This window comes from Comamonas sp. BIGb0152, from assembly GCF_024809975.1.
In the GTDB taxonomy this organism is placed as follows: domain Bacteria; phylum Pseudomonadota; class Gammaproteobacteria; order Burkholderiales; family Burkholderiaceae_C; genus Comamonas.
This window is the reverse complement of the sequence record NZ_JANUDY010000003.1, coordinates 452,057-473,726: the sequence shown is the minus strand read 5'-3', so window position 1 is coordinate 473,726 and position 21,670 is coordinate 452,057. Positions and strand designations below refer to the sequence as shown.

Annotated in this window: 18 protein-coding genes and 6 tRNA genes; 13 read left to right on the top strand and 11 right to left on the bottom strand. The window is 64.4% G+C overall.

Annotation, left to right across the window (positions count from 1 at the left end; translation table 11 throughout):
- The first annotated feature begins 50 nt into the window (after positions 1–50).
- The 7 genes from lon (at position 51) to M2375_RS09030 (ending at position 3,471) form a co-directional block, all read left to right on the top strand.
- Positions 51–2,510 (top strand): endopeptidase La, encoded by a 2,460-nt coding sequence (gene lon, locus M2375_RS09060; RefSeq protein ID WP_259165299.1) that lies wholly within the window; start codon positions 51–53, stop codon positions 2,508–2,510.
- A gap of 138 nt (positions 2,511–2,648) precedes the next feature.
- A tRNA-Gly gene (locus tag M2375_RS09055) sits at positions 2,649–2,724 on the top strand.
- A gap of 41 nt (positions 2,725–2,765) precedes the next feature.
- Positions 2,766–2,839: transfer RNA gene (locus tag M2375_RS09050), tRNA-Cys, on the top strand.
- 50 nt (positions 2,840–2,889) lie between these two features.
- Positions 2,890–2,965: transfer RNA gene (locus tag M2375_RS09045), tRNA-Gly, on the top strand.
- A gap of 40 nt (positions 2,966–3,005) precedes the next feature.
- Positions 3,006–3,081: transfer RNA gene (locus M2375_RS09040), tRNA-Gly, on the top strand.
- 40 nt (positions 3,082–3,121) lie between these two features.
- Positions 3,122–3,197 (top strand) — tRNA-Gly (locus tag M2375_RS09035).
- 185 nt (positions 3,198–3,382) lie between these two features.
- A tRNA-Leu gene (locus M2375_RS09030) sits at positions 3,383–3,471 on the top strand.
- A gap of 124 nt (positions 3,472–3,595) precedes the next feature.
- Here the strand turns inward: M2375_RS09030 and M2375_RS09025 are convergent.
- The 10 genes from M2375_RS09025 to M2375_RS08980 form a co-directional block, all read right to left on the bottom strand.
- Positions 3,596–4,030 (bottom strand): helix-hairpin-helix domain-containing protein, encoded by a 435-nt coding sequence (locus M2375_RS09025; protein WP_259165297.1) that lies wholly within the window; start codon positions 4,028–4,030, stop codon positions 3,596–3,598.
- 126 nt (positions 4,031–4,156) lie between these two features.
- Complete coding sequence (locus M2375_RS09020; RefSeq protein ID WP_259165296.1) at positions 4,157–4,474, bottom strand: hypothetical protein; 318 nt, start codon at positions 4,472–4,474, stop codon at positions 4,157–4,159.
- A gap of 771 nt (positions 4,475–5,245) precedes the next feature.
- Positions 5,246–5,683 (bottom strand): hypothetical protein, encoded by a 438-nt coding sequence (locus tag M2375_RS09015; protein ID WP_259165295.1) that lies wholly within the window; start codon positions 5,681–5,683, stop codon positions 5,246–5,248.
- 43 nt (positions 5,684–5,726) lie between these two features.
- Positions 5,727–6,878, bottom strand: a complete 1,152-nt coding sequence (locus M2375_RS09010) for an NADH:flavin oxidoreductase/NADH oxidase (protein WP_259165294.1) — start codon at positions 6,876–6,878, stop codon at positions 5,727–5,729.
- 11 nt (positions 6,879–6,889) lie between these two features.
- The gene (locus M2375_RS09005) at positions 6,890–8,122 is read right to left on the bottom strand and encodes an ABC transporter substrate-binding protein (protein WP_404979295.1); all 1,233 of its coding nucleotides are present in this window, start codon (positions 8,120–8,122) and stop codon (positions 6,890–6,892) included.
- A gap of 15 nt (positions 8,123–8,137) precedes the next feature.
- Positions 8,138–9,166 carry a tripartite tricarboxylate transporter substrate binding protein gene (locus tag M2375_RS09000; RefSeq protein ID WP_259165292.1) on the bottom strand — a complete coding sequence of 343 codons (1,029 nt, stop codon included), beginning with the start codon at positions 9,164–9,166 and terminating at the stop codon, positions 8,138–8,140.
- A 72-nt stretch (positions 9,167–9,238) separates the two neighbouring features.
- Positions 9,239–9,976 carry an SDR family oxidoreductase gene (locus tag M2375_RS08995; protein WP_259165290.1) on the bottom strand — a complete coding sequence of 246 codons (738 nt, stop codon included), beginning with the start codon at positions 9,974–9,976 and terminating at the stop codon, positions 9,239–9,241.
- Positions 9,973–11,148, bottom strand: a complete 1,176-nt coding sequence (locus tag M2375_RS08990) for an acyl-CoA dehydrogenase family protein (RefSeq protein ID WP_259165289.1) — start codon at positions 11,146–11,148, stop codon at positions 9,973–9,975. The genes M2375_RS08995 and M2375_RS08990 overlap by 4 nt, the downstream gene beginning before the upstream one ends.
- On the bottom strand, positions 11,145–12,842 hold the full coding sequence (locus tag M2375_RS08985; protein ID WP_259165288.1) for an AMP-binding protein: 1,698 nt from the start codon (positions 12,840–12,842) through the stop codon (positions 11,145–11,147). Before M2375_RS08985 ends, M2375_RS08990 begins: the two co-directional genes overlap by 4 nt.
- Before the next feature lie 9 nt (positions 12,843–12,851).
- Entirely contained in the window at positions 12,852–13,934 is a 1,083-nt protein-coding gene (locus M2375_RS08980) for a cyclase family protein (protein ID WP_259165287.1), read from the bottom strand.
- 135 nt (positions 13,935–14,069) lie between these two features.
- Between M2375_RS08980 and M2375_RS08975 the strand changes: the two genes are divergently transcribed.
- Entirely contained in the window at positions 14,070–14,882 is an 813-nt protein-coding gene (locus tag M2375_RS08975; protein WP_259165285.1) for an IclR family transcriptional regulator, read from the top strand.
- On the opposite strand, the gene M2375_RS08970 is transcribed toward M2375_RS08975, so the two are convergent.
- Positions 14,879–15,868 carry a LysR family transcriptional regulator gene (locus M2375_RS08970; RefSeq protein ID WP_259165284.1) on the bottom strand — a complete coding sequence of 330 codons (990 nt, stop codon included), beginning with the start codon at positions 15,866–15,868 and terminating at the stop codon, positions 14,879–14,881. The two genes, M2375_RS08975 and M2375_RS08970, sit on opposite strands and share 4 nt — an antisense overlap.
- Before the next feature lie 175 nt (positions 15,869–16,043).
- On the opposite strand from M2375_RS08970, the gene M2375_RS08965 reads away from it, so the two are divergent.
- From M2375_RS08965 to M2375_RS08945, 5 genes are all read left to right on the top strand, one after another.
- Positions 16,044–17,234, top strand: a complete 1,191-nt coding sequence (locus M2375_RS08965) for a carboxymuconolactone decarboxylase family protein (RefSeq protein WP_259165283.1) — start codon at positions 16,044–16,046, stop codon at positions 17,232–17,234.
- Complete coding sequence (locus M2375_RS08960) at positions 17,231–18,292, top strand: alpha/beta fold hydrolase (protein ID WP_259165282.1); 1,062 nt, start codon at positions 17,231–17,233, stop codon at positions 18,290–18,292. The genes M2375_RS08965 and M2375_RS08960 overlap by 4 nt, the downstream gene beginning before the upstream one ends.
- A gap of 123 nt (positions 18,293–18,415) precedes the next feature.
- Positions 18,416–19,423 (top strand): alpha/beta hydrolase, encoded by a 1,008-nt coding sequence (locus tag M2375_RS08955; protein ID WP_259165281.1) that lies wholly within the window; start codon positions 18,416–18,418, stop codon positions 19,421–19,423.
- Complete coding sequence (locus tag M2375_RS08950) at positions 19,423–20,013, top strand: flavodoxin (protein WP_259165280.1); 591 nt, start codon at positions 19,423–19,425, stop codon at positions 20,011–20,013. The genes M2375_RS08955 and M2375_RS08950 overlap by 1 nt, the downstream gene beginning before the upstream one ends.
- A gap of 120 nt (positions 20,014–20,133) precedes the next feature.
- Entirely contained in the window at positions 20,134–21,216 is a 1,083-nt protein-coding gene (locus tag M2375_RS08945) for a TerB family tellurite resistance protein (protein WP_259165278.1), read from the top strand.
- The last annotated feature ends 454 nt before the right edge of the window (positions 21,217–21,670 follow it).

Sequence of the window (21,670 nt, the reverse complement as noted above, 5' to 3'; positions counted from 1 at the left end):
GAAAAATCACTTTTACGAATCATCTTCGTACAAGTTTCAAAAGGATTTTCATGTCCGACAACCAAACCCAAACCTCCCACCCCCTGGAATTGCCCATGCTCCCACTGCGGGACGTGGTCGTCTTTCCGCACATGGTGATCCCGCTGTTCGTTGGCCGCCCCAAGAGCATCAAGGCGCTGGAGACGGCCATGGAAGGCGACCGCAAGATCATGCTGGTAGCCCAGAAGACGGCTGCCAAGGACGATCCCACGGTCAATGACATGTTCAGTGTGGGCTGCGTCTCTACCATCTTGCAGATGCTCAAGCTGCCCGACGGCACCGTCAAGGTGCTGGTCGAGGGCGTGCAGCGCGCGCAAGTGCTGGAAATCGCCGAAGGCGAGGACTACTTCACCGCCAAGATTGAGCCTGTGGAGCCCGGTGACGGGGCCGACAAGGCCAGCGAGATCGAGGCCCTGCGCCGCGCGGTGATGCAGCAGTTTGACCAGTACGTCAAGCTCAACAAGAAGATTCCGTCCGAGATTCTGACCTCCATCTCCGGTATCGACGATGCCGGCCGCCTGGCCGACACCATCGCCGCCCACCTGCCGCTGAAGCTGGAAAACAAACAGGCCGTGCTGGAGCTGCAAAAGGTGCAGGACCGCCTGGAAAACCTGTATGACCAGCTCGAACGCGAGGTCGACATTCTCAATGTCGACAAGAAGATCCGTGGCCGCGTCAAAAAGCAGATGGAAAAGAGCCAGCGCGACTTCTACCTGAACGAGCAGGTCAAGGCCATCCAGAAGGAGTTGGGCGAGGGCGAAGACGGCGCCGACCTGGAAGACCTTGAGAAAAAGATCAAGCTGGCCAAGATGACGCAGGATGCGCGCAAAAAGGCCGAGGGCGAGCTCAAGAAGCTCAAGCTGATGTCGCCGATGTCGGCCGAGGCCTCGGTGGTGCGCAACTACATCGAAACCCTGGTAAACCTGCCCTGGGGCAAGAAGACCAAGGTCAAGAAGGACCTGGTCATTGCCGAAGACGTGCTGAACGAAGACCACTACGGCCTCGACAAGGTCAAGGACCGCATCCTTGAGTATCTTGCAGTGCAGCAGCGCGTGGACAAGGTCAAGGCACCGATTCTGTGCCTGGTCGGCCCGCCTGGCGTGGGCAAGACCTCGCTGGGCCAGTCGATTGCCAAGGCCACCGGACGCAAGTATGTGCGCATGGCCTTGGGCGGCATGCGCGACGAGGCCGAGATCCGCGGCCACCGCCGCACCTACATTGGCGCCATGCCAGGCAAGGTGCTGCAGAACCTGTCCAAGGTCGGCACGCGCAATCCGCTGTTCCTGCTCGATGAAATCGACAAGCTGGGCATGGATTTCCGGGGCGATCCTTCGAGCGCGCTGCTGGAGGTGCTGGACCCCGAGCAGAACAGCAAGTTCGGCGACCACTATGTGGAGGTCGACTTTGACCTCAGCGATGTGATGTTTGTCGCCACCTCGAACTCGATGAACATCCCGCCCGCGCTGCTGGACCGGATGGAAGTCATACGCCTGGCTGGGTACACCGAGGACGAGAAGACCAATATCGCGATGCGCTACCTGCTGCCCAAGCAGATTGAGAACAACGGCGTCAAGGCCGGTGAGCTGGAGCTGCGCGAGGACGCCGTGCGCGACATCGTGCGCTACTACACCCGGGAAGCCGGTGTGCGTTCGCTGGAACGCGAGCTGTCCAAGATCTGCCGCAAGGTGGTCAAGAACATCCAGCTGGGCAAGGCCCAGGCACCGGTGCAGGTGACGGCAGACAACCTGCCCGACTACCTGGGTGTGCGCAAGTTCAGCTACGGCCATGCCGAGCAGAAGAACCAGGTCGGCCAAGTTGTGGGCCTGGCATGGACCGAGGTGGGCGGCGATCTGCTGACCATCGAGGCCGCTGCCATGCCCGGCAAGGGCGTCATCAACCGCACCGGTTCGCTGGGCGACGTGATGAAAGAATCGGTGGAGGCTGCCCGCACGGTGGTGCGCAGCCGTGCACGCTCACTGGGCATCCGCGATGACGTGTTTGAGAAGCGTGACATCCACATCCACGTGCCCGATGGCGCCACCCCCAAGGATGGCCCCAGCGCAGGTGCGGCGATGACAACCGCCTTGGTGTCCGTGCTGACCGGCATCCCCGTGCGCGCCGATGTGGCGATGACCGGCGAGATCACCTTGCGCGGTGAAGTGACCGCCATCGGTGGTCTCAAGGAAAAGCTGCTGGCCGCCTTGCGCGGCGGCATCAAGACCGTGATGATCCCGGAAGAGAACGTCAAGGACCTGGCCGAGATCCCTGACAACGTCAAGAGTGGTCTGCAGATCGTGCCCGTGCGCTGGATCGACAAGGTGCTGGAAGTGGCGCTGGAAGTCAAACCCACGCCTTTGAGCGACAGCGACGTGCCTGCGGCAGAACCGGTGCCCGTGGTGCCCGCCGTGGCCGTTGCGGCAACGGCCGCCAAGGCCGCGCCTGCACGCCGCCCTCGTGCCGTCAAGCACTGAGCGGATGTAGTCCAGCGCGGAAAACCGGCCCGTCATCAAAAACGGGCCGGTTTGCCCAAAACACCAAAAAATATGCGTTACAATGCATACCACTGTGAAGCCCGGTATATAATAGCGGACTTCCGGTAAAACGGATATGCGGGAATAGCTCAGTTGGTAGAGCGATACCTTGCCAAGGTATAGGTCGACGGTTCGAACCCGTTTTCCCGCTCCATATTCGCGGTGCTGAATTTTTCAGTGCGGCAAAAAATCCAAGGCGCGATAGCAAAGCGGTTATGCCCCGGATTGCAAATCCGGTTAGTCCAGTTCGACTCTGGATCGCGCCTCCAGAACATGCTTGTCAGTGCGTTTTGGGTTCGTTGAGATACGAACAATGTTTGCGGGAATAGCTCAGTTGGTAGAGCGATACCTTGCCAAGGTATAGGTCGACGGTTCGAACCCGTTTTCCCGCTCCAGTTTTCAAAGCTGGTGTGATCTTTGTTCATGCTAGTTTTTGCGGGAATAGCTCAGTTGGTAGAGCGATACCTTGCCAAGGTATAGGTCGACGGTTCGAACCCGTTTTCCCGCTCCAGTTTTCAAAGCTGGTGTGATCTTTGTTCATGCTAGTTTTTGCGGGAATAGCTCAGTTGGTAGAGCGATACCTTGCCAAGGTATAGGTCGACGGTTCGAACCCGTTTTCCCGCTCCAACACATCGCAAAAAAGAGTCTTCGGGCTCTTTTTTGCATTTCAGCGCCCGCTTTTTTGGCGCGCCGCTCAGCGCCCATCTTGGCTGGGCGTCGCTCGGCAACATCGCTCTCTTCCTTGCTGCTGCACATCTCTGCCTCTCCAGCGCCAACCAGCGAGCGGGAACGGCTAGAATGGCAGGCTGCGTGCCTCGATGGTGAAATTGGTAGACACCCGGGACTTAAAATCCCGTGCCGCGAAAGTGGCGTGCCGGTTCGATCCCGGCTCGAGGCACCATTAGCGTTATGAATTCAAACGGAATTTAACGCTGCGCGGTCAAATCCGTGAAGCCTATAAATTCCCGGATGCACACCGGGAGACGCCCAACAAGGCTCTGTGCACCTTGCACCAGAACGGCTGCTCACTTCCCCAACACCTTGCCTGCAAAGAACACACGCTCGATCTCTTGCAGCGTACCGGTTCCAATCGTGCGGATCTTCAATAGCTTGTCGGGATAGGCCTCACGAAGCTGCTCCGGCGTCTTGATGCCTGCGCGCGCTAGCGCGCGTACGGTCACCAGAGGCAGCTTGCCGTTCAATGAAGAACCGTGGGCAAACCGAATTGGAGGCACCGCAAAGTCCGGCTCGAAGGACTGGCCTGGGAAAAATGCCATCTCGATCTTGCGAAACCTCAGCATCCCAATGCCATGCATTCTTAGCAATCCAACCGGGTAGGCTTGTTGGATGGCTTCAACGGAAGCTATTCCATTTTTTGCCAGGATTCGGATGATGCGCTCTGACAGCAGACCGTCCAGGGGCGTGACCGAGAAGCATGGGTTGTTGTAATCATTTGACATCCGGCCAGATCGTAGTGCCTGTCACCGGCTGAGGGTGACGGCGCACAGGGGGCACATCCTGTAGGTCTGGGCAGACAGCCGCCTTTCAGCGCCGCCATTGCTTGAGCCAGTTACGGCCAACGCGCTTCAATCGCGCAAATAGCTCTTCTTGCCGCTGTCTGACAAGCAATAGCGCCCGCCCCGTGGGCCCGTGCAATAGCGCTTGGATCGGCACTGGCAGCTGCCATCGGCCTGGCTGGTGTTGGTGATCAGCGGGCGGATAGCCGGTGCGGCTGCATCACCTGCGCTGCAGATGCGTTTGGAGCCGCTGATCGAGCCATCGTTGCAGACAAAGCGCGCTCCAGCGCAGTGCGCGACACCGCCTTTGCTGCCGCTGCAGGGGTAGTTGGCCGCTTGTGCCAGGGTGGCCAGCAAGGCCAGCACCAGGATGGAGACACCACGCATGGCAGTCAGTACTGTGGGCAACGGTTTGGCGGTGCGTGGCATCAGCTTGGGCGCTGCATCTACCCCGCAGCTCGCGCTGGCTGCCCACTGATGGTCGTTATCTAAGGGCACAGGCATCACAGTGGGAATGGGGGAAGGGGTGGTGGCGGGAACGCGCAGGGCACTAGAAATCTGGGCCGGGGATGGGTAGGTATTCAGCGCAAAGACATGGATTCGCAGACCAAGCATCGCGTTGATGTTGCATTATTTTGTTACATGTGTCAAACGCCAGCATGTGGCCGAATCGCTAGCCAAAGGTCTTCAGGGGTTTCTTTCCCGGCGATTGGCAGCGCATCGCGATCTTCCAAGTTGCTCTCGGCTGGCCGCTGCAGTCGTCCCCAGCACGGGAATGGCCTCCGGCAAGGGCATTGCTTGGGGCCGGGGCATCGACCGACTGCAGCCACTGCACAAGTTCCTAGGCGGGCATGGCGGCGCTGCGACGGGCGCTCTACCGCACGAGAAAGTGGGCAAGAAAGTGGGTGAGTGGTGCGTGTCGGGCGGCATAGTCGCCGCCGCCATGGGGCAGCCCTGCGGGCGCATGCCCAGCCGCAAGCCTCGCGCCAGCATCTGGATGCCAGCCCGGGGATGGACAGCCTGGGCCAGGCCCTGGGCGGAGGGCACAAGTGATACGGAGCCGGCAGAGACACGCCCCGACCTGGCCTATAGGCGGGCCCTCACGGCCGCGCTGGCGCGCCTGCCGTTGGCGCCGCGTGGAAGGCCTGCGTGTGGGGCCTATTCAGGCTGCTCCAGCGATGTCAGCAGCGCATCCGCATTGGCATAGCCCGCCCCCTTGGCTCTTTTGGCCCAGAACAGCGCGCTCGCAGGATCCTGGGTATAGATGGCGCTTTGTGCCAGGTTGTACGCCGCTGCGCCATCCCCCAGGTCAGCGGCCAAGATGAGCCAGTCCCGCGCCTGGGCATCGTCGTTCTCTACCGAGCGCAGGTGCTGGTAGACATTGATGGCAGCGCGCTTGTCGCCTGCCTGGGCCAGGCGCTTTTGGCGCAGCAGCTCGGCCTCCGACATGCGGGCGATGCCGGCGCTGTTGGCACCGGGCTCGTAGCGGATGCCCGTCGGCGGGGCGGGCAAGGGCGCGTAGGGGATTTGCTTGCAGCCAGTGCTGGCCAGCACGGCCAACAAGGCAAGGGGGAGGGCGATGGGCGTTATGCGCATAGCCGCATTGTGGCATTCCGCAGCCGGGCGCAGCGTACAGAGGTCAGCGCACAAAGGTGGAGGGCTGCAGATCCGGCGTGGTGGCCTTGCGCCGCTCCAGCCAAAAGGCTTCGTTCCTGGTCAGCATCTGGAACTCCTGCCAATCCTGCAGCTTTTGCGCGGCATCCATCGGCCAGTTCGGGTTGTAGATCAGCTCGCGCGCCAAGGCCACCAGGTCCGCATCACCGTTGCGCAAAATGGCTTCGGCCTGCTGGGCATGCACGATCAGCCCCACCGCCATGGTGCGGGCGCCGGTAGCGGCCTTGATGGCGGAGGCGAGTTCGACCTGGTAGCCATAAGTGGCAGACTGGCCGCCCCGCAGTGGCGAGCCGGCAATGCCGCCCGAGGAGCAATCGATGACATCCACCCCCAGCGGCAGCAGGCGTTGGACCAGGGCGATGCTGTCTTCCAGCGTCCAGCCGCCGGGCGCGCCATCGCTGCAGGACAGGCGTACAAACAGCGGCAGGCCCGCCGGCCACACGGCGCGCACCGCTTCGACGACGGTCAGCAGCAGCCTGCAGCGGTTGTCAAAGCTGCCGCCCCAGGCGTCGCCGCGCTGGTTGGCCAGCGGTGACAGAAAGCTGTGCAGCAGATAGCCATGGCCGGCATGCAGCTCCAGCACCTGGTAGCCCGCCTGCGCGGCGCGGCGGGCGGCGGCGGCAAAGGCCTCCACCAGCTGCTGGATGTCCTGCAGCGACATGGGCAGCGGCGTGTCTAGGCCCTTGCCCGCCGGGATGGCACTGGGGCCCATCGGCGTCCAGGCATCCCAGTCGGCGATGTCCGGCTGGTAGGGCAGGGCGCCCCGGCCCTGGGCGGGGGTCAGCTGCCGGGCCTTGCGGCCGGCATGCATCAGCTGGATGCCGGGCGTGGTGCCGCAGTCCTTCATCAGCTGCACAATGCGCTGCAGGGGCGCGACCATGTCGTCGGACCACAGCCCTATGTCGCCCAGGGTGCCGCAGCCGCGCCGCTCCACCCCCGTACCTTCCTGGAACACCAGGCCGCTGCCGCCGGCAGCCAGGCGCCCCAGGTGCATCAGATGCCAATCCTGGGCCTGGCCGTGGCGGCCCTGGTACTGCCACATGGGGGCGGCGACGATGCGGTTCTTGATCACCACATCGCGCAGCGGCAAAGGGCTGAAAAGCTGGGTCTGGGCCATGGTGCTGTGGCCTACTTCTTGACGAGAGGGCAGGCCGATTCGGACAGCGGCAAGAAGGCCTTGTCGGCCGGCACGGTGCTGATGACCTTGTAGTAGTCCCAGGGCGCCTTGGACTCTTGCGGTGACTTGACCTGGAACAGGTACATGTCGTGCACCATCATGCCGTCCTCGCGCAGGCGGCCATTCTTGGTGAACACATCGTTGATCGGCATCTCGCGCATCTTGGCCATCACCGCCTTGGCATCGGTGCTGCCTGCGGCCTCCACCGCCTTCAGGTAGTGCTTGACGGACGAGTAGGCGCCCATCTGGCTCATATTGGGCATGGCGTTGACCTTGGCGAAGTACTTCTTCGAGAACGCGCGCGTCTCGTCATTCATGTCCCAGTAAAAGGCCTCGGACAGCAGCATGCCCTGCGCGGTGCGCAGGCCCACCGAATGCACATCGTTGATGTACATCAGCAGCGAGGCCAGCTTTTGCTTGCTCTCGGGGGTGATGCCGAATTCGCGCGCGGCCTTGATGGAGTTGACCAGGTCATTGCCGAAGTTGGCCAGGCCAATCACATCGGCCTTGCTGGCCTGGGCCTGCACCACGGCAGACGAAAAGTCCGAGCCATTGAGCGGGTGCCGGGTCTCGCCGATCACCTTGCCGCCAACGGTGCTGATTGCCTGGGTGGTGGCCTTGACGATGTCGTAGCCGCCCGAGTAATCGGCGGTCAGAAAGTACCACTGCTTGCCGATCTTCTCGGCCGCCGCCTTGCCCACGGTATTGGCCAGCGCATACGAGTTGTAGGCCCAGTGCGCGACGGTGGGGCCACACATGTCACCGGTGATGCGGTCGCTGGCCGGGCCGCTCATCACCAGCACCTTGCCTTTTTCCTTGGCAATGTTCAGCACCGCCAGCGCAGCGGCCGAGCCGCCCACGTCCTGGATCGCGTCCACGCCGTTGTCATACCATTCGCGCGCCTTGGCCGCTGCCGAATCGGCCTTGCTCTGGTGGTCAAAGGTCAGCAGCTCGACCTTGCGGCCCAGCACCTGTCCCCCTGCCTCGTCCAGCGCCATTTGGGCCGCTGCGATGCTGCCCTTGCCGGTGATGGCCGAGTACACGCCGGACTGGTCGACGATCAGGCCAATGCGCACGGGCGGGCCCGATTGCGCCATGGCGCCCAGTGACAGGCACAGCAGCGCTGCGGCCAGGCCCAGGGGTTTGAAGGGTGTCCGCAGTGCGGGGATGTGAGAAATGCGCATGGTGTTGTCTCCTGTTCAGCTTGTTGTCAGTACCTGGGATTCGCGGATCATCTGTTGCCAGCGCAGGCGCTCGGTCTGCAAAAATTTCTCGTAGGCATCGGGGCCTTGGGCGGTGACGGAGACGCCTTGTTTCTCCAGCAGGTTTTTGAGATCGGGCGCCTGCAGCTGGGCCACGGTGGTGCGGGCCAGGCGCTCCACGACCTGGGCGCTGGTCTTGCGCGGCACAAAAAAGCCGTTCCAGATTGGCGCGGCATAGCCGGGGTAGCCCAGCTCGGCCACGGTGGGGATCTCGGGCCAGGAGGCCATGCGCTGCGCGCTCAGGGTGGCCAGCACGCGCAGCTTGCCCGACTGCACCTGGGGCCGGGTGAAGAGCGCCGTCATCATGCCCATGTCCACCCGCTGCTGCAGCAGGTCCGGCAGGGCCGGGGCCTCGCCCTTGTAGGGCGCATGGATCATCTGCGCACCACTCAGCTTGCCCAGGTACTCCATGGCCACATGCAGCGGGCCCAGCGGCCCGGTCGACATATAGCGCAGCTTGTCTGGCGTTTTCTTGGCATCGGCCAGCAGCTCGCCCAGGGTCTGGTAGGGGCTGTCCTGGGCCACCACCAGCACATAGTCCACATTGCAGATCGAGGCCACTGCCGCAAAGTCGCGCTGCGGCCGGTAGCCCAGGTCGGGCATCGTGTGCTCGAGCACGATATTGGTGCCCACGCCGCCCATCAAGATGTTGTAGCCATCGGGTTCGGCATGCGCTACCTGGGTGGCACCAATGGCGCCGGCAGCGCCCACCTTGTTGTCCACCACCACCGGCTGGCCCAGGCCCGGCTCCAGCGCCTTGGCCAGCAGGCGGCCCAGCACATCAGTGGCGCCACCGGCTGCAAACGGCACCACCAGCCGCACTGGGCGCGATGGATAAGGGCTCTGCGCCCAAGCATGTTGGCCGGCCAGCAGGCCGCCGGCCCCCCAGGCGGCGCTGCGTGCCAGCCATTGCCGCCGCGCCGGGTTGGCGGGGGCATGCTGGGGTAGGGAAAGCGTGTTGTTCATGGCCTTGTCTCCTTGTCCTTTTTTGTGGTGTTGCCGTGTCCAGAGGCCCCTCTGAGAGATAGCTGGCGGCCGCTACAGCCGGGTTGCGCTGATGGTCAGCCCTCCGTCGATATGCAAGGTCTGGCCGGTGATGTAGCCGGCCAACGGGTGCAGCAAAAAGTCGATCGCATGGGCGATCTCCACCGGCTCGGACACCCGCTGCAGCGGCACGGCGGCGAGCAGCGCTTCTGTCTGCGGTGCGCCGGGCGGGCTGGCGGTTTTGAAAAGCTCGGTGGCCACGGGGCCGGGGGCAATCACATTGACCGTTATCTGGTCCGTGGCCAGCTCCAGCGCCCAGGTGCGGCTCATGCCGATGACGGCGGCCTTGGTGGCGCTGTAGGCGGTGCGGTTGGGCTTGCCCAGCGCGGCGCGCGAGGAGATATTGACGACCCGGCCGGCACGCGCCTGGCGCATGCCCGGTAGCAGGGCCTGCATGCACACCAGGCAGGCGTTCACGTTCAGCGCCATGGCCTCGTTCATATCGGCCACGCTGGTGTGTGCCAGGTCGGTGGTGTGGGCGAGTGCGGCGTTGTTGACCAGGCCATAGAACGGCGCCTGCGCGGCCAGGTCGCTGACCAAAGCGCGGGTGCCCTCCAGGTCCATCAGATCGCAGGCGATGAACTGCTCATCGGCCCGGGCATCGGCGGGGATGCTGCGGGCCAGGCCAATGGTCTGGTAGCCCTTGTCGGCCAGGTAGCGCATGGTGGCGCGGCCAATGCCCCGGCTGGCGCCGGTGATCAAGACGCGGGGTTTGCGGGAGCTGTCTGTCATGCCAGGCCTTTCAAAATCTGTCGACCGATGATGGTCTTTTGCACTTCGGTGGCCCCTTCGTAGATGCGCATGGGGCGGACTTCGCGGTAGAGGCGCTCGACCACGCTGCCGCAGGTGATGCCTATGCCACCCCAGAGCTGCACCGCCGCATCGACCACCTGGAAGGCGGCTTCGGTGCCCTGCATCTTGGCCATGGCCGCTTCGGTGCTGATGCGGCGCTGGCGCACATCGCGCAGCCAGGCGGCCTTGTGCACCAGCAGGCGCGCGGCCTCCAGCTGCGTCGCCATGTCGGCCAGCTTGTGCTGCACGGTCTGCATCTCGGCCATGGCCTGGCCGTAGAGCTGGCGTTGGCTGACCCGGGCCAGGGTCTCATCGAGCGCGCGCTGGCCCATGCCCAGCGCAGCCGCGCCCACCGAGCTGCGGAAGATATCGAGCACGCCCATCGCCACCTTGAAGCCCTCGCCCGGCTGGCCCAGCAGGCGATTGGCCGGCACCCGGCATTGCTCAAAATGGATCTCGGCCAGCGGGTGGGGCGCGATGATGTCGATGGCGCGGTGGATGCGCAGGCCCGGGGTGTCGGCATCGACCAACAGGGCCGACAGGCCGCTCGCGCCCTTGGCCTCTTCGGTGCGGGCGATGACGACATAGAAGTCCGCAATGCCGCCATTGGAGATATAGGACTTGGCGCCATCAAGCAGGTAGTGGTCGCCCTGCAGCACGGCCCGCGTCTTGGTGGCGGCCACGTCCGATCCGCCATCGGGCTCGGTCAGCGCAAAGGCTGCCACCTTGCGGCCCTGGCTGCAGGCCTGCACATAGGGCGCCACCAGGCGGGGATCGCCTTTTTGCCACAAGGCAGCGCTGCCGATGCCCTGCATGCTGAAGACAAAATCAGCCAGCGGCGCGTAGTAGCCCAGGCATTCGCGCACCAGGCAGATGGCGCGCAGGTCCACCGCTGGCGCCATGCCATCGGCCATCGCTGGCGCCGCGTATTCAAGCAGGCCATGCTGCGCCAGGCTGTGCAGCCAGTGGGCGCACTCGTCCAGCAGATCCTGTGGCGTTTCATCGGCCAGGCGCTCGCGGTTGTGGCTGATCCAGCGGTTGAGCCGGGCAATGACTTCGGCATGCCGCTCGTCAAAAAAGGGCGTGTCGGCCAGGGTCCATTCCTGCTTCATGCTGTGGCCTCCTGGGCGAGCAGGCTTTGCGCCAGGTCGCGCAGTTCATTGCGTTTGACCTTCTTGCCGTTGGGGCCCATGGTGTAGGGAAAGGTCTCGACCCGGAAGATGCGGATGGGCACCTTGTAGCGCGCAATCTGCTGCTGCAGCTGGGCCTTGATGGCCGCCTCGTCCCAGCGCTGGTCAGCGGTATCGGTGGGCGCCAGCACAAAGGCCACCGGGCGCGAGCTGCCCGAGGCATTGACCGCTACCACCTGGCAGGCGCTGGCGCCGCTGAGCGCCATCACCGACTCCTCAATCTCGGCCGGGTTGACCAAAAAGCCGCCGATGCGCAGCACATCGCCCAGGCGCGAGATATGGGTAAAGCCGCCGTCGCCATTCAGATAACCCAGATCGCCCGAGCGCAGGTAGCCGTCTTCGGTAAAGGCCTGCTGGGTGGCCTGCGCATCACGCAGGTACTGCTGCATCAAGGTGGGGCTGAAAAATTCCAGCTCGCCGGGCTCCTGCGCCTCGGCAATGGCACCGGTCTCCAGATTGCGCACGCGCACCCGCGCAAGGGGGCAGACAGGGATGCCGCCGGACTGGGCGCGCCGGGGCAAGGGCGCGGCCGGGTCTTGGTGGGCAAACAGCGCAAAGGTTTCGCTCATGCCAAAGCAGCCGACCATGGGTATGCCGTACTGCAAGGCGCGGGCGGGCAGGGCATCCAGCCCGGGCACAAAGTTGGCATGGCCAAAAAAGCGCAGCGCCTGTGGCTGCCAGCCTGTGGGCAGGTCGGCAATGAGCTTGTCGACCATGTCATTGGTGCCAAACATATGGGTGATGGGCTCGCCTTGCAGGCAGGCCGCTGCGCGCGCGGTATCAAACACCTCGTGCAGCACCAGGCAGGCGCCAGCTGCCAAGGTGGCCATCGCTGCGGTGTAGCCAAATGCCCCGCACAGCGGCAAGGCCAGCAGGCTGCGGCAGCCGCTGTCGATGCCAAAGCCCGGCGCCACATCCTGCGCATGCTGGGCCACGCTGGCCTGGCGGTGCACGATGAGCTTGGGCTGGCTGGTGGTGCCCGAGGACGACAGGATGATGCAGGTCTGTTCGCCCTGGCCGGCGCTGCTGTGCGGCGGTGTTGCAGCCGCTGTCATCAGCACTTGCCAGGATTGGATTTGCAGCGCCGTGCCAGCGGCTTCTAGCGGCGCGGTTGGCGAGGTGGGCGGGCTCAGGCTGGCATCGATCAGGCACTGCAGACTGCCGCCTTGCTGCGCCAGGATCTGCGCCAGGCTATTGCCGGGCAGCAGGCTGCCTGCGCTGGCGGCAGCACCATTCATGACGGCAAGCGCATTGGCGGTGGCGCGGTCAAAGGCCAGCGCCTTGCAGGCGGAGCGGTCGATAAAGCTGCTGATCTCCTTGACGCCGAGCTTGAGGTTCAGGCTCAGGGTGGTGATGCCCAGCTGGGCGCAGGCCAGGTGCAGCAGCAGCCAGTGGGGGGTGTTGGGCAGCCACAGGCCCAGCACATCGCCGGCGGCCAGGCCTTGCTGCTGCAGCCCGTTGGCGCATTGCTGTACCTGGCTGCGCAGCTGCGCATAGCTGTGGGTGCTGCCGCCAAACTGCAGCGCGGCGGCGTCATCTGCGCCCAGTGCCAACAGGCTGCGCACATCGTTTGCCCGCGCGCTGGGGGGCGCGCTGGCCATGGGTTGGGATGTCATAGGCGGCCTTTAGACGGTGGCCACCGGGGTGACGGGTGAGCCCACGGCACCGGGCAGGCGCAGCGCAGGCGCCGTCAGCATAAAGCGGTAGCGGCCATGGGCCTGCAGCCACTGCGCCAACGGGTGCAGGTACCACAGCTCACCAAATGGCATGCCCAGCTTGAACAGGCACAGCTCGTGCAGTGGCAAAAAGGCGCATCTGCCATCGGCCGGCCGGCCCGGCACCGATTCGATACCGTAGTTGTCGGCCACCAAGGTGGTAATGTGGCTGTCGATGATCCACTGCTGCAGCTCGGGATCGCGCCCATCGAGCACCGCGCCCACGGTCTCGGGCATGTCGGACTTGGGCGGCCCATCGCAGGCCAGCAGCAGCTCGCTAAAGCCGGTGTAGAGCGCGACGATGTCGCCCTTGGTGACTTCGATGCCGTCGGCCTTGAGTACCTCCTTGAGCATCTTGCCCGACACGAGGGTGTGGCCGTCGCCAAAGTGGCGGCGCAGGTTGACCAGCACGCCCCGGCCCTGGATGGCCTGCTCGGCCAGGCGCTCCACGCCCAGCGCCTTGGCGCGTGACTGGCCGCCCATGTCGGGCAGGTCATCGGGCGCCAGAATGTCGATGCCGGCCTGGAAGCCGTTGTAGTAGACCAGCTCGTCCACGCCATCGCCATTGATGTCGAAATGGCTGCCCACGTGCGACAACGCATCCCACTGCGTGGAGTACTGCAGGTAGATCTCGGCGTAGTCGTCGCTGACCACATCGGTGTAATTGGGGTTCTCGCGCGAGAGCGCAAAGTTCAGGCCCGGGCCCAACGGCCGGCGCGAGGGTTTGATGACTGGCGGATGGCGGCGCGGGTTGAGCGCATTGCCGCCGGGCTTGTCCAGCGGCAGGCTCAGGCAAAAGCGCTCGCCGGTCTGTATTTCCAGCGCCGCTTCTTTCACCTTGTCCGCCGTCAGGTAGTTCAGGCGGCCGAGCTGGTCATCGGGGCCAAAGTCGCCCCAGTTCGATTGCGCGGGGCGCTGGGTCCAGCGGGGCGAGCCGGCGCTGCCGACAACAGGGGCAAGGTGGGGAGCGTGTACAGGGCGGTAGGCGTTCATAGGGTTTTCCAGATAATGGGGGAGACAGCACGCAGCAGCGATCTGCTTTAGCTTGTGCGCACCGCAAGAGGGACGAGCAACTATGAGACGGGAAGCGCTGGAATGGCAAAAGCTGGCAGCAGGGATGTTCACGATATGAACTCAGGTTTTCCCGGGGCGCAAAGCCCTGCGCGCTTGGTCAAGGTGCTGCGCCTGCTGGCGCGCCACCATGTGCAAGGCCTGTCGATTGCAGAGTTGACAACGCAGTCCGGCCTGGACCGCTCGACCGCCAGGCGCTTGCTGATGGTGCTGGCCCAGACCGGCTATGCGGCCAAGGATGCGGCCTCGGGCCGCTACCGGCTGGGGGTGGAGGCGATGCTGACGGGCCTGGCCGCGATGGCCAAGCCCCCCATCTTCGAGGTCTGCCACCCGGTCATGGTCAGCGTGGCCCGGCGCAGCGGCGATACGGTGTTTCTCATCATCCGCGTGGGCGACTTTGCCCATTGCCTGCATGTGCAGCCGGGCAGCACGGTGCTGCATGCCCACAGCCTGATGGCTGGGCAAATCCGCCTGCTGGGCCAGGGCACGGCCAGCCTGGCCCTGGCCGCCAGCCTGCGCGATGCCGAGCTGGAGCAGATCTACCAGCGCCGCCGCCTGGACTACGAGGCCGCCGGCATCAGCCAAGAGCGCTTGATGGACATGGTGCGCCAGACCCGCAAACGCGGCCATTCGCTCAGCGTCAACCTGCTCACCTCGGGCGCCACCGGTGTGGGGCTGGCGATCGAGTTCCAGGCCCCCGATTTGGCCCACGCCGGCCCTACCGCCCATACCGCTGCCATCAGCGTGGCCAACCACGATGCGCAGATGGATGCGGCCCACCAGGTGCTGGCCCTGCAGATCTTGCGCGAGGAGCTGCTGCAGGCAGGCATTGCGCTGGTGGCCGCCCTCAAAACAGGCCCGCCGCGCTAAGGGGAGGGCTTGGCCTTGGGCTGGCCTTTTGACGCCGGGGCTGCTGCCGTGAACCGGCGCAGTTCCTCTTCGCTGAGGATGTACTGCGGGTTGTCCACCAGGCGCTGCACCGCCAGATCGATGAAGGCGCGTGCCCTTGCGGGCTGAGAGCTTCTGCTGCCAAAGTACACAAAGTAGTGGAGGTACTCGGGCGTGTGCTCGACCAGCACCGGCACCAGGCGCCCCTCGCGGATATAGGGGGCGGCAGTCACGCCTGCCAGTTGGCCCAGTACCTTGCCGCGCAACACCGCCTCCAGCTCAAAGCCTTCGTCATTGCTGCAGAGGGTGGGCACCACGGGGATGTCCACGATCTGCTCGCCCATCAGCACATGCCAGGGCAGGACCTTGCCGGTAGCCGGGTGGCGGTAGGCACTGCATCGGTGTGCTTCCAGCGCGCTGAGCGACTGGGGTGCTCCGTGCTGCTGCAGGTAGGCGGGCGCGGCGCATATCACCATTTGCAGCGCAAACAATTTGCGTGCAATCACCCCTTCATGCGCCGATGCGCCCAGCCGGAAGCCCACGTCCACGCGGTCCTCGACCCAATTGCCGACCCGGTCTTCCAGCAGCACATCGGGTTGAATGCCTGGGTGCCGGTCGCAGAACTCCTCCACCAATCGCCACAGGATGGGCCCGAATGTGCTGCGCGGCCCGGCGATGCGCAAGGGGCCTCGGAAGTCGTCTTTGCCTTTGCGGGCATTGTCCAGCGCCCGTTGCATGCCTTGCACCGACGGCTGCACCTCCTCCAGTAAGCGCTGGCCGGCATCGGTCAGCGACATCACCCGGGTGGTGCGGTGGAATAGGCGCGCATCCAGATGCGCTTCGAGCTGGGCCAGCGCCTTGCTGGCTGCCTGGGGGCTGATGCCCAGCTCCATGGCGGCCTTGCGCAGGCTGCCCTGCTCGGCGGCCTTGATAAAGGTGGTGATGGATCGCAGTTCGTTGAGGGCCATGCCTTTGCTTTCTGTTGCGCATATTGTCATCAATTAGATGCGAATAAATCAACCTATTCACCACTATTCAGTATCAATGCGCTTGCTTAAAGTGGGCTCCATCGCGCGCTGGGATACGCAGAGATCCGCCACTTTGCCCCCACAGCGCTGCCCCCAATCACCGGAGTTACGCACCATGAAATCCTTGCTTTGCATCGCATTGGCCGGCGCCGCCACCAGCGCCGGAGCGCAGCCCCAGCGCAGCGACCCGCGCACGGCCGCTGTGGAGGTTCGTGCCGCTGCGACCCAGCCCGCTACCACGGGGGCGGCAGACCGCTTTACCGGTGCCGTTCGCATCACCACGCCGTTCAGCGCGCCAACGCCTGGCCGCGCTGGCGGTGGCACCGTCGCCTTTGAGGCCGCTGCGCGCACAGCCTGGCACACCCATCCGCTGGGCCAGACGCTGATCGTGACGCAGGGCATCGGCCTGGTGCAACAAGCGGGGCAGGCGGCGCGTGTGATGCGCGTGGGCGATGTCGTCAGCATTCCTGCCAACGCCCGCCACTGGCACGGCGCAGGCCCGGGTGGCGCGATGGCGCATGTGGCCATCGCAGAAAAGCAGGACGGCCCATCGGTGGCCTGGCAAGAGCAGGTGAGCGACGACAACTACCAAGCAGCCTGGAAAAGCGCGGGTCTGCAGCCAGCCGCTGCGCTGCAGGCGCCAAAACGCCATTACCCCGGCGCAGACACGCTCAACGCGAAGCAAAAGGCGATTCCCTTGATAGCGGCATTTGCCGCCAGCAGTGACATGGCGCAGCTCGATGTCGCCCTGCACCAGGGCCTGGATGCGGGGCTGAGCATCAGCGAGACCAAGGAAGTGCTGGTGCAGCTCTATGCCTATGTGGGCTTCCCCAAAAGCCTCAATGCGCTGGGCCAGTTGATGAACGTGGTGGAGGCACGCCAGCAACAAGGCATTCAGGATGCGGCAGGCGCAGAGCCCAGCCGCGCCGTGGCGACTGGCGAGGAGCTGGTCGCCCTGGGCCGCAGAAACCAGACAGAAATCTCCGGCGGGCCGGTACAAGGGCCGGTGATGGCGTTTGCGCCGGTCATCAACCAGTTTTTGCAGGCGCATTTGTTTGGCGACATCTTTGAGCGCGACAACCTCGATTGGCAAAGCCGGGAGCTGGCCACGCTTGGCGCATTGGCGGCGACACCGGGCGCCGAGGCACAACTGCGCTCGCACATGCTCGCCAGTCTGCGTGTGGGGCTGCGCGCATCGCAGCTGCGTGAGCTCAGCCAGGCATTGGCGGCCAGCGGCCTGGCCGCGAGCGCAGAGTGGGCCCAGGTCGCCCTCAGCCAAGCGCTGGCGATGAAAGGACAAGCATGAATATCCCCCAACTTTTGTGCACGGCGGCCCTGGTCACCGGCTGCGCCACGCGGTCCGGGCCCGCTCCTGAGCCGTTGCAGATCCAATCCCAAGGCAGCTTTGCCGTGGGCGGTGTGGTGCAGCAGACTCCCGGGCGCTATGACAACAACCAGCCCACTGCCGCAGGGCAGAGTTTGCATGGCGACCATCTGTACGCCTTCTACCAGGTGCCGGTGCAGGCCAAGCCGCTGCCCATTGTCATGCTGCACGGGGCTTTCCAATCTGCACGCAGCTGGGAGAGCACGCCAGACGGCCGCGAGGGCTTCCAGACCTTGTTTTTGCGGCGCGGATTTTCGGTGTATTTGGTGGACCAGCCACGCCGTGGGCGCGCCGGCAACAGCACCGTGGCCGCCACCGTCGAGCCCACACCGAATGACCAGCTGTTCTTTGACCAGTTTCGCATTGGGCAATGGCCCAGGCGATTCGACAACGTCCAGTTTGATGCCTCTGCTGACACCTTGAACCAGTTCCTGCGCTCCATCACGCCTAACACCGGCCCCTACGACGCCGGCGTCATTGCCGATGCCATGTCGGCGCTGTTCTCCAAGGTCGGGCCCGGCATTTTGTTCACGCATTCGCAAGGGGGCGGGCCTGGCTGGCTGACCGCCATACGCAACCCGAACGTCAAGGCCATCGTGGCTTTTGAGCCGGGCAGCGGTTTTATCTTTGCGCAGCAAGATGCCCCCGAGCCCATGCCCAGCGCCGCAGGCAGCTTGGCGCCCGAGATCGTGCCGCTGGAAGATTTTCTGAAGCTGACCCGGATTCCCATCGTCATCTACTACGGGGACAACTTCCCCACCACGCCGACCGCAGAACGTGGACAAGACAACTGGCGCGTTCGCTTGGCGATGGCCCAACGCTGGGTGGCGGCTATCAACCAGCACGGCGGCAACGCCCAACTGGTGCATCTGCCCAAGATTGGTGTGCATGGCAACACGCACTTTCTGATGTCGGACCTCAACAACCGCGAGATCGCGGAGCTGGTGGCGCAGTTCCTCTCAGCACAGCAGCTGGACTGATCGGCGCGCAACGTCCTGTCTTCCCACACCGAAAGGCCTTCTCCAATGACCCTCCTGACCCGACGCGCGCTGATGACGCAATCCGCGCTTAGCCTGTCCCTGACCACATTAGGAATTTCCACCATGACTACCACGACAGCGGCCGCTACCGATGCCGCTAAAAATCCCTTCACCTTGGTCTATGCCGGCGCGATTGCCAAGAATGAAGCGGGCAAGGTCAATATCCATCCGGTGACCTACCCGCTCAATGGGCTGGATATTGCGGCCAATGTCTACACCCCCGCCAACTACGATCCCCAGCAGCCGTACCCGGCGATTGTGGTGGCGCACCCGAATGGCGGGGTCAAAGAGCAGGTAGCGGGCCTGTATGCCCAGCGTCTGGCAGAGCAAGGCTTCGTCACCATCACCGCCGATGCAGCCTACCAAGGCGGCAGCGGCGGTCTGCCGCGCAGCACCGACAAGCCCCAGTTTCGGGTGGAAGATATCCACGGCATGGCCGACTTCATCACGCGCTTTGCCGGTGTCGACCCGCAGCGCCTGGGGCTTTTGGGTATTTGTGGGGGTGGCGGCTATGCGCTCTCGGCGGCCAAGTCGGACAAGCGTTTCAAATCAATTGCCACCTTGAGCATGTTCAACTCCGGGCGGGTGCGCCGCAATGGCTTTGCCGATTCGCAAATGGCAACGGTGCAGCAGCGCCTGCAGCAAGCCAGCGATGCGCGGGCTACGCAAGCGGCGGGCGGCAACATTCTCTACGCGGGCGATGCCGACATGAGCGATGCGCAGATTGCCGCACTCCCTTTCGAGATGTACCGCCAGGGCTACGAATACTACTGGCGCACCCACGCGCACCCCAACTCGACGTTCAAGTACACCAGCAGCAGCCTGTTGGACCTGATGCGCTGGGATGCGACCGACCAGATCGCGCTGCTGGAGCAGCCCTTGCTGATGGTGGCGGGGACTGCCGCCGACAGCCTGTACATGACCGAGGAGGCCTTTGCCAAAGCCAGCGGCGCCAAGCACAAGGAGCTGTTCAAGATTGAGGGAGCCACCCACATCGAGACCTACTGGGTGCCCAAGTATGTCGATGCCGCGATGGGCAAGCTGACACCGTTCTACAACAAGACGCTGTGATGGCATCCGCCTCCCGCTCTACCCGAAGGGCGCTGCTGGGCACCCTGGCCAGCTTGCCGGTCGTGGGGGCGGCCTCTGCGCAGCCGAACCAGGGCTGCGGCAGCGGCGCTGGCAACGTGCTGGTGGCCTACTTTTCACGCACCGGCAATACACGGGTCATTGCCGGCCTGATCCAGCGCAGCCTCAAAGTGCAGATCGCCGAGATCCTGCCGGCCACACCGTATCCCGAGGACTACCTGGAGACGGTGGAGCAGGCCCGGCAGGAGCGTGATGCGGGCCGCAGCCGAGCTTTGGCGCGCCCTGTCGATATCGGCGTCTTTGACACGGTGTATCTGGGCTTTCCCATTTGGGGTGAAACCGTACCGCCTGTGGTGCGTGCCTTTCTGGCAGCGCAAAACTGGCAAGGCAAGTCCCTGGTGCCTTTCCAAACCCATGGCGGTTATGGGCTGGGCAATAGCCAAAAGGTGCTGAGCGGCTACCTGGACAAAGGCAGATTGCACCCCGGTTTTGCAATGGAAGCCGACCAGGAGCGGCGCACGATGACCCAGGTGACGCAGTGGTTGCAGACGAGCAACTGCAAGCCGCGTTGAGGGCTGGCGCGTAGGACGACAGCGCAGACGGCCGAATGTGTCGCTTTTTTGCGGAACCCCGGCGGCGCACAGGGCTCCAAGTGCCTTCTTTTGTGCACTTTTATTGCGGAGCCCTGACCCATGACGACTGAAGAAATTCGTGCGACCTTGACCCTGTGCCTGCTTGCCTCCTTCGCCGATGGCGAGAAGCACGAGCGTGAGCGCGAGCAGATCCGCCAGGTGGCCGAGGGCCTGGCGGCCGACCAGCAGATCAATCTGCCCCATCTTTACCAAGACGTGCTGCTGCGCCGGGTGCAACTGGGTGATGTGCTGGCCCAGTTGCAGACCACCGAATCGCGCCAGCTGGCCTATGAGATGGCCTTGTGTGTGTGCGAAGCCGATGGCAGCACGAGCCCCAAGGAAGCGGCCTTTTTGGCGCAGCTGCGCGAGGCCTTTGGCACTGCAGGGCAGGCATCGCCGCCCACACCGCTGGCGGCTGCGGTGGCACCTGCGTTGGCTGCGGGGGGCGCTGCAGCTGCTGCATTCGGCACGCCGCCCGCGCAAGCACTGGCGGGCAACCTGGTCGACGCGCCGTTGAATGCCGCTTTGCCCGAAGCCCCGCTGGCGCTGACCGAGCCGGCGCCCCACCCGGCAGCGGCCGACCCGCTGGTGCCGGCACAGACCGAGCGCCGGCCATCCGCCTTGTCGGTGGAAGCCATGGACCAGAAGATCCTCAAGGCCTCGATCCTCAATGGCGCGATTGAGCTGCTGCCCGAGAACCTCTCGACCTTGGCCATCATTCCGCTGCAGATGCGCCTGGTCTACCAGATCGGGCAGAACTATGGCTACGAGCTGGACAAGGGCCACATCAAGGACCTGCTGGGCGCCCTGGGCGTGGGTTTGACCTCGCAGTACCTGGAGCAGGCCGGGCGCAAGCTGCTGGGCGGCTTGCTGGGCAAGGCCGGCAAGGGCCTGCTGGGCGGCCTGGGCCGGCAGGCGGTGAGCAGCGGCATGAGCTTTGCCTCGACCTACGCGCTGGCCCATGTGGCCAACCAGTACTACGCGGGCGGGCGCCAGCTGTCGACCGACATGCTCAAGAACGCCTACCAGCATGTGATGCAGGACGGCCGCCAGCTGCAATCGCGCTACCAGGCGCAGATGCAGGAGACGGCCAGCGGCCTGAACACGGCCAAGATCCTGTCGATGGTGCGCGGCGGCCAGTAAGCCGGCTGCTGGCCTTGGTCTGCAGGGGGCGGCTTGGTCTCAGCCCTCGCCCGGCGGTGTTCAGCGCGGTGAAAGCGGGGTTCACCGGCACGGAACGCTTGCACCGGCGGGGTTCAGTGGCCGCCATAGGCCTGCAGCCCATGCGCTGCTGTAGGCCTGTTTCTCTGGATGGTGTAGGCCTGGTCGTGCGACGGCAGCGCAGAGCCGGGCCCTGTCACTGCGCCCAGGCCGGGTGCTTTTCCTCTGTTTCTGGCTGAATTTGCAGGTGGGCCTTGCCGTTGCCGCCAGGCCTGCGGCGCGTCCTCGCTGTGCGGAACCGCTTGCCAAGGCGCATGGCTGCTGGGTTTGGGTTGACGGATGGTGCAGAAAATATTTACAAAAGATGCAAGTTAACGCCTTGGTGCAGGGCGCGAGTGACTCCGGGAAACCTCTATAAGTCTTTGTAGTTGCTAAG

Bases quoted from the DNA above. Each gene is read 5' to 3' on its own strand.
- M2375_RS08945 (WP_259165278.1), top strand. From the start codon at position 20,134: ATGACGACTGAAGAAATTCGTGCGACCTTGACCCTGTGCCTGCTTGCC.
- M2375_RS08985 (WP_259165288.1), bottom strand. From the start codon at position 12,842: ATGACATCCCAACCCATGGCCAGCGCGCCCCCCAGCGCGCGGGCAAAC.
- M2375_RS08960 (WP_259165282.1), top strand. From the start codon at position 17,231: ATGAATATCCCCCAACTTTTGTGCACGGCGGCCCTGGTCACCGGCTGC.
- M2375_RS09015 (WP_259165295.1), bottom strand. From the start codon at position 5,683: ATGCGCATAACGCCCATCGCCCTCCCCCTTGCCTTGTTGGCCGTGCTG.
- M2375_RS08965 (WP_259165283.1), top strand. From the start codon at position 16,044: ATGAAATCCTTGCTTTGCATCGCATTGGCCGGCGCCGCCACCAGCGCC.
- M2375_RS09000 (WP_259165292.1), bottom strand. From the start codon at position 9,166: ATGAACAACACGCTTTCCCTACCCCAGCATGCCCCCGCCAACCCGGCG.
- M2375_RS08990 (WP_259165289.1), bottom strand. From the start codon at position 11,148: ATGAAGCAGGAATGGACCCTGGCCGACACGCCCTTTTTTGACGAGCGG.
- M2375_RS08970 (WP_259165284.1), bottom strand. From the start codon at position 15,868: ATGGCCCTCAACGAACTGCGATCCATCACCACCTTTATCAAGGCCGCC.
- M2375_RS09005 (WP_404979295.1), bottom strand. From the start codon at position 8,122: ATGCGCATTTCTCACATCCCCGCACTGCGGACACCCTTCAAACCCCTG.
- M2375_RS09010 (WP_259165294.1), bottom strand. From the start codon at position 6,878: ATGGCCCAGACCCAGCTTTTCAGCCCTTTGCCGCTGCGCGATGTGGTG.
- M2375_RS08950 (WP_259165280.1), top strand. From the start codon at position 19,423: ATGGCATCCGCCTCCCGCTCTACCCGAAGGGCGCTGCTGGGCACCCTG.
- M2375_RS08980 (WP_259165287.1), bottom strand. From the start codon at position 13,934: ATGAACGCCTACCGCCCTGTACACGCTCCCCACCTTGCCCCTGTTGTC.
- M2375_RS09020 (WP_259165296.1), bottom strand. From the start codon at position 4,474: ATGCGTGGTGTCTCCATCCTGGTGCTGGCCTTGCTGGCCACCCTGGCA.
- M2375_RS09025 (WP_259165297.1), bottom strand. From the start codon at position 4,030: ATGTCAAATGATTACAACAACCCATGCTTCTCGGTCACGCCCCTGGAC.
- M2375_RS08955 (WP_259165281.1), top strand. From the start codon at position 18,416: ATGACTACCACGACAGCGGCCGCTACCGATGCCGCTAAAAATCCCTTC.
- M2375_RS08975 (WP_259165285.1), top strand. From the start codon at position 14,070: ATGAACTCAGGTTTTCCCGGGGCGCAAAGCCCTGCGCGCTTGGTCAAG.
- M2375_RS08995 (WP_259165290.1), bottom strand. From the start codon at position 9,976: ATGACAGACAGCTCCCGCAAACCCCGCGTCTTGATCACCGGCGCCAGC.
- lon (WP_259165299.1), top strand. From the start codon at position 51: ATGTCCGACAACCAAACCCAAACCTCCCACCCCCTGGAATTGCCCATG.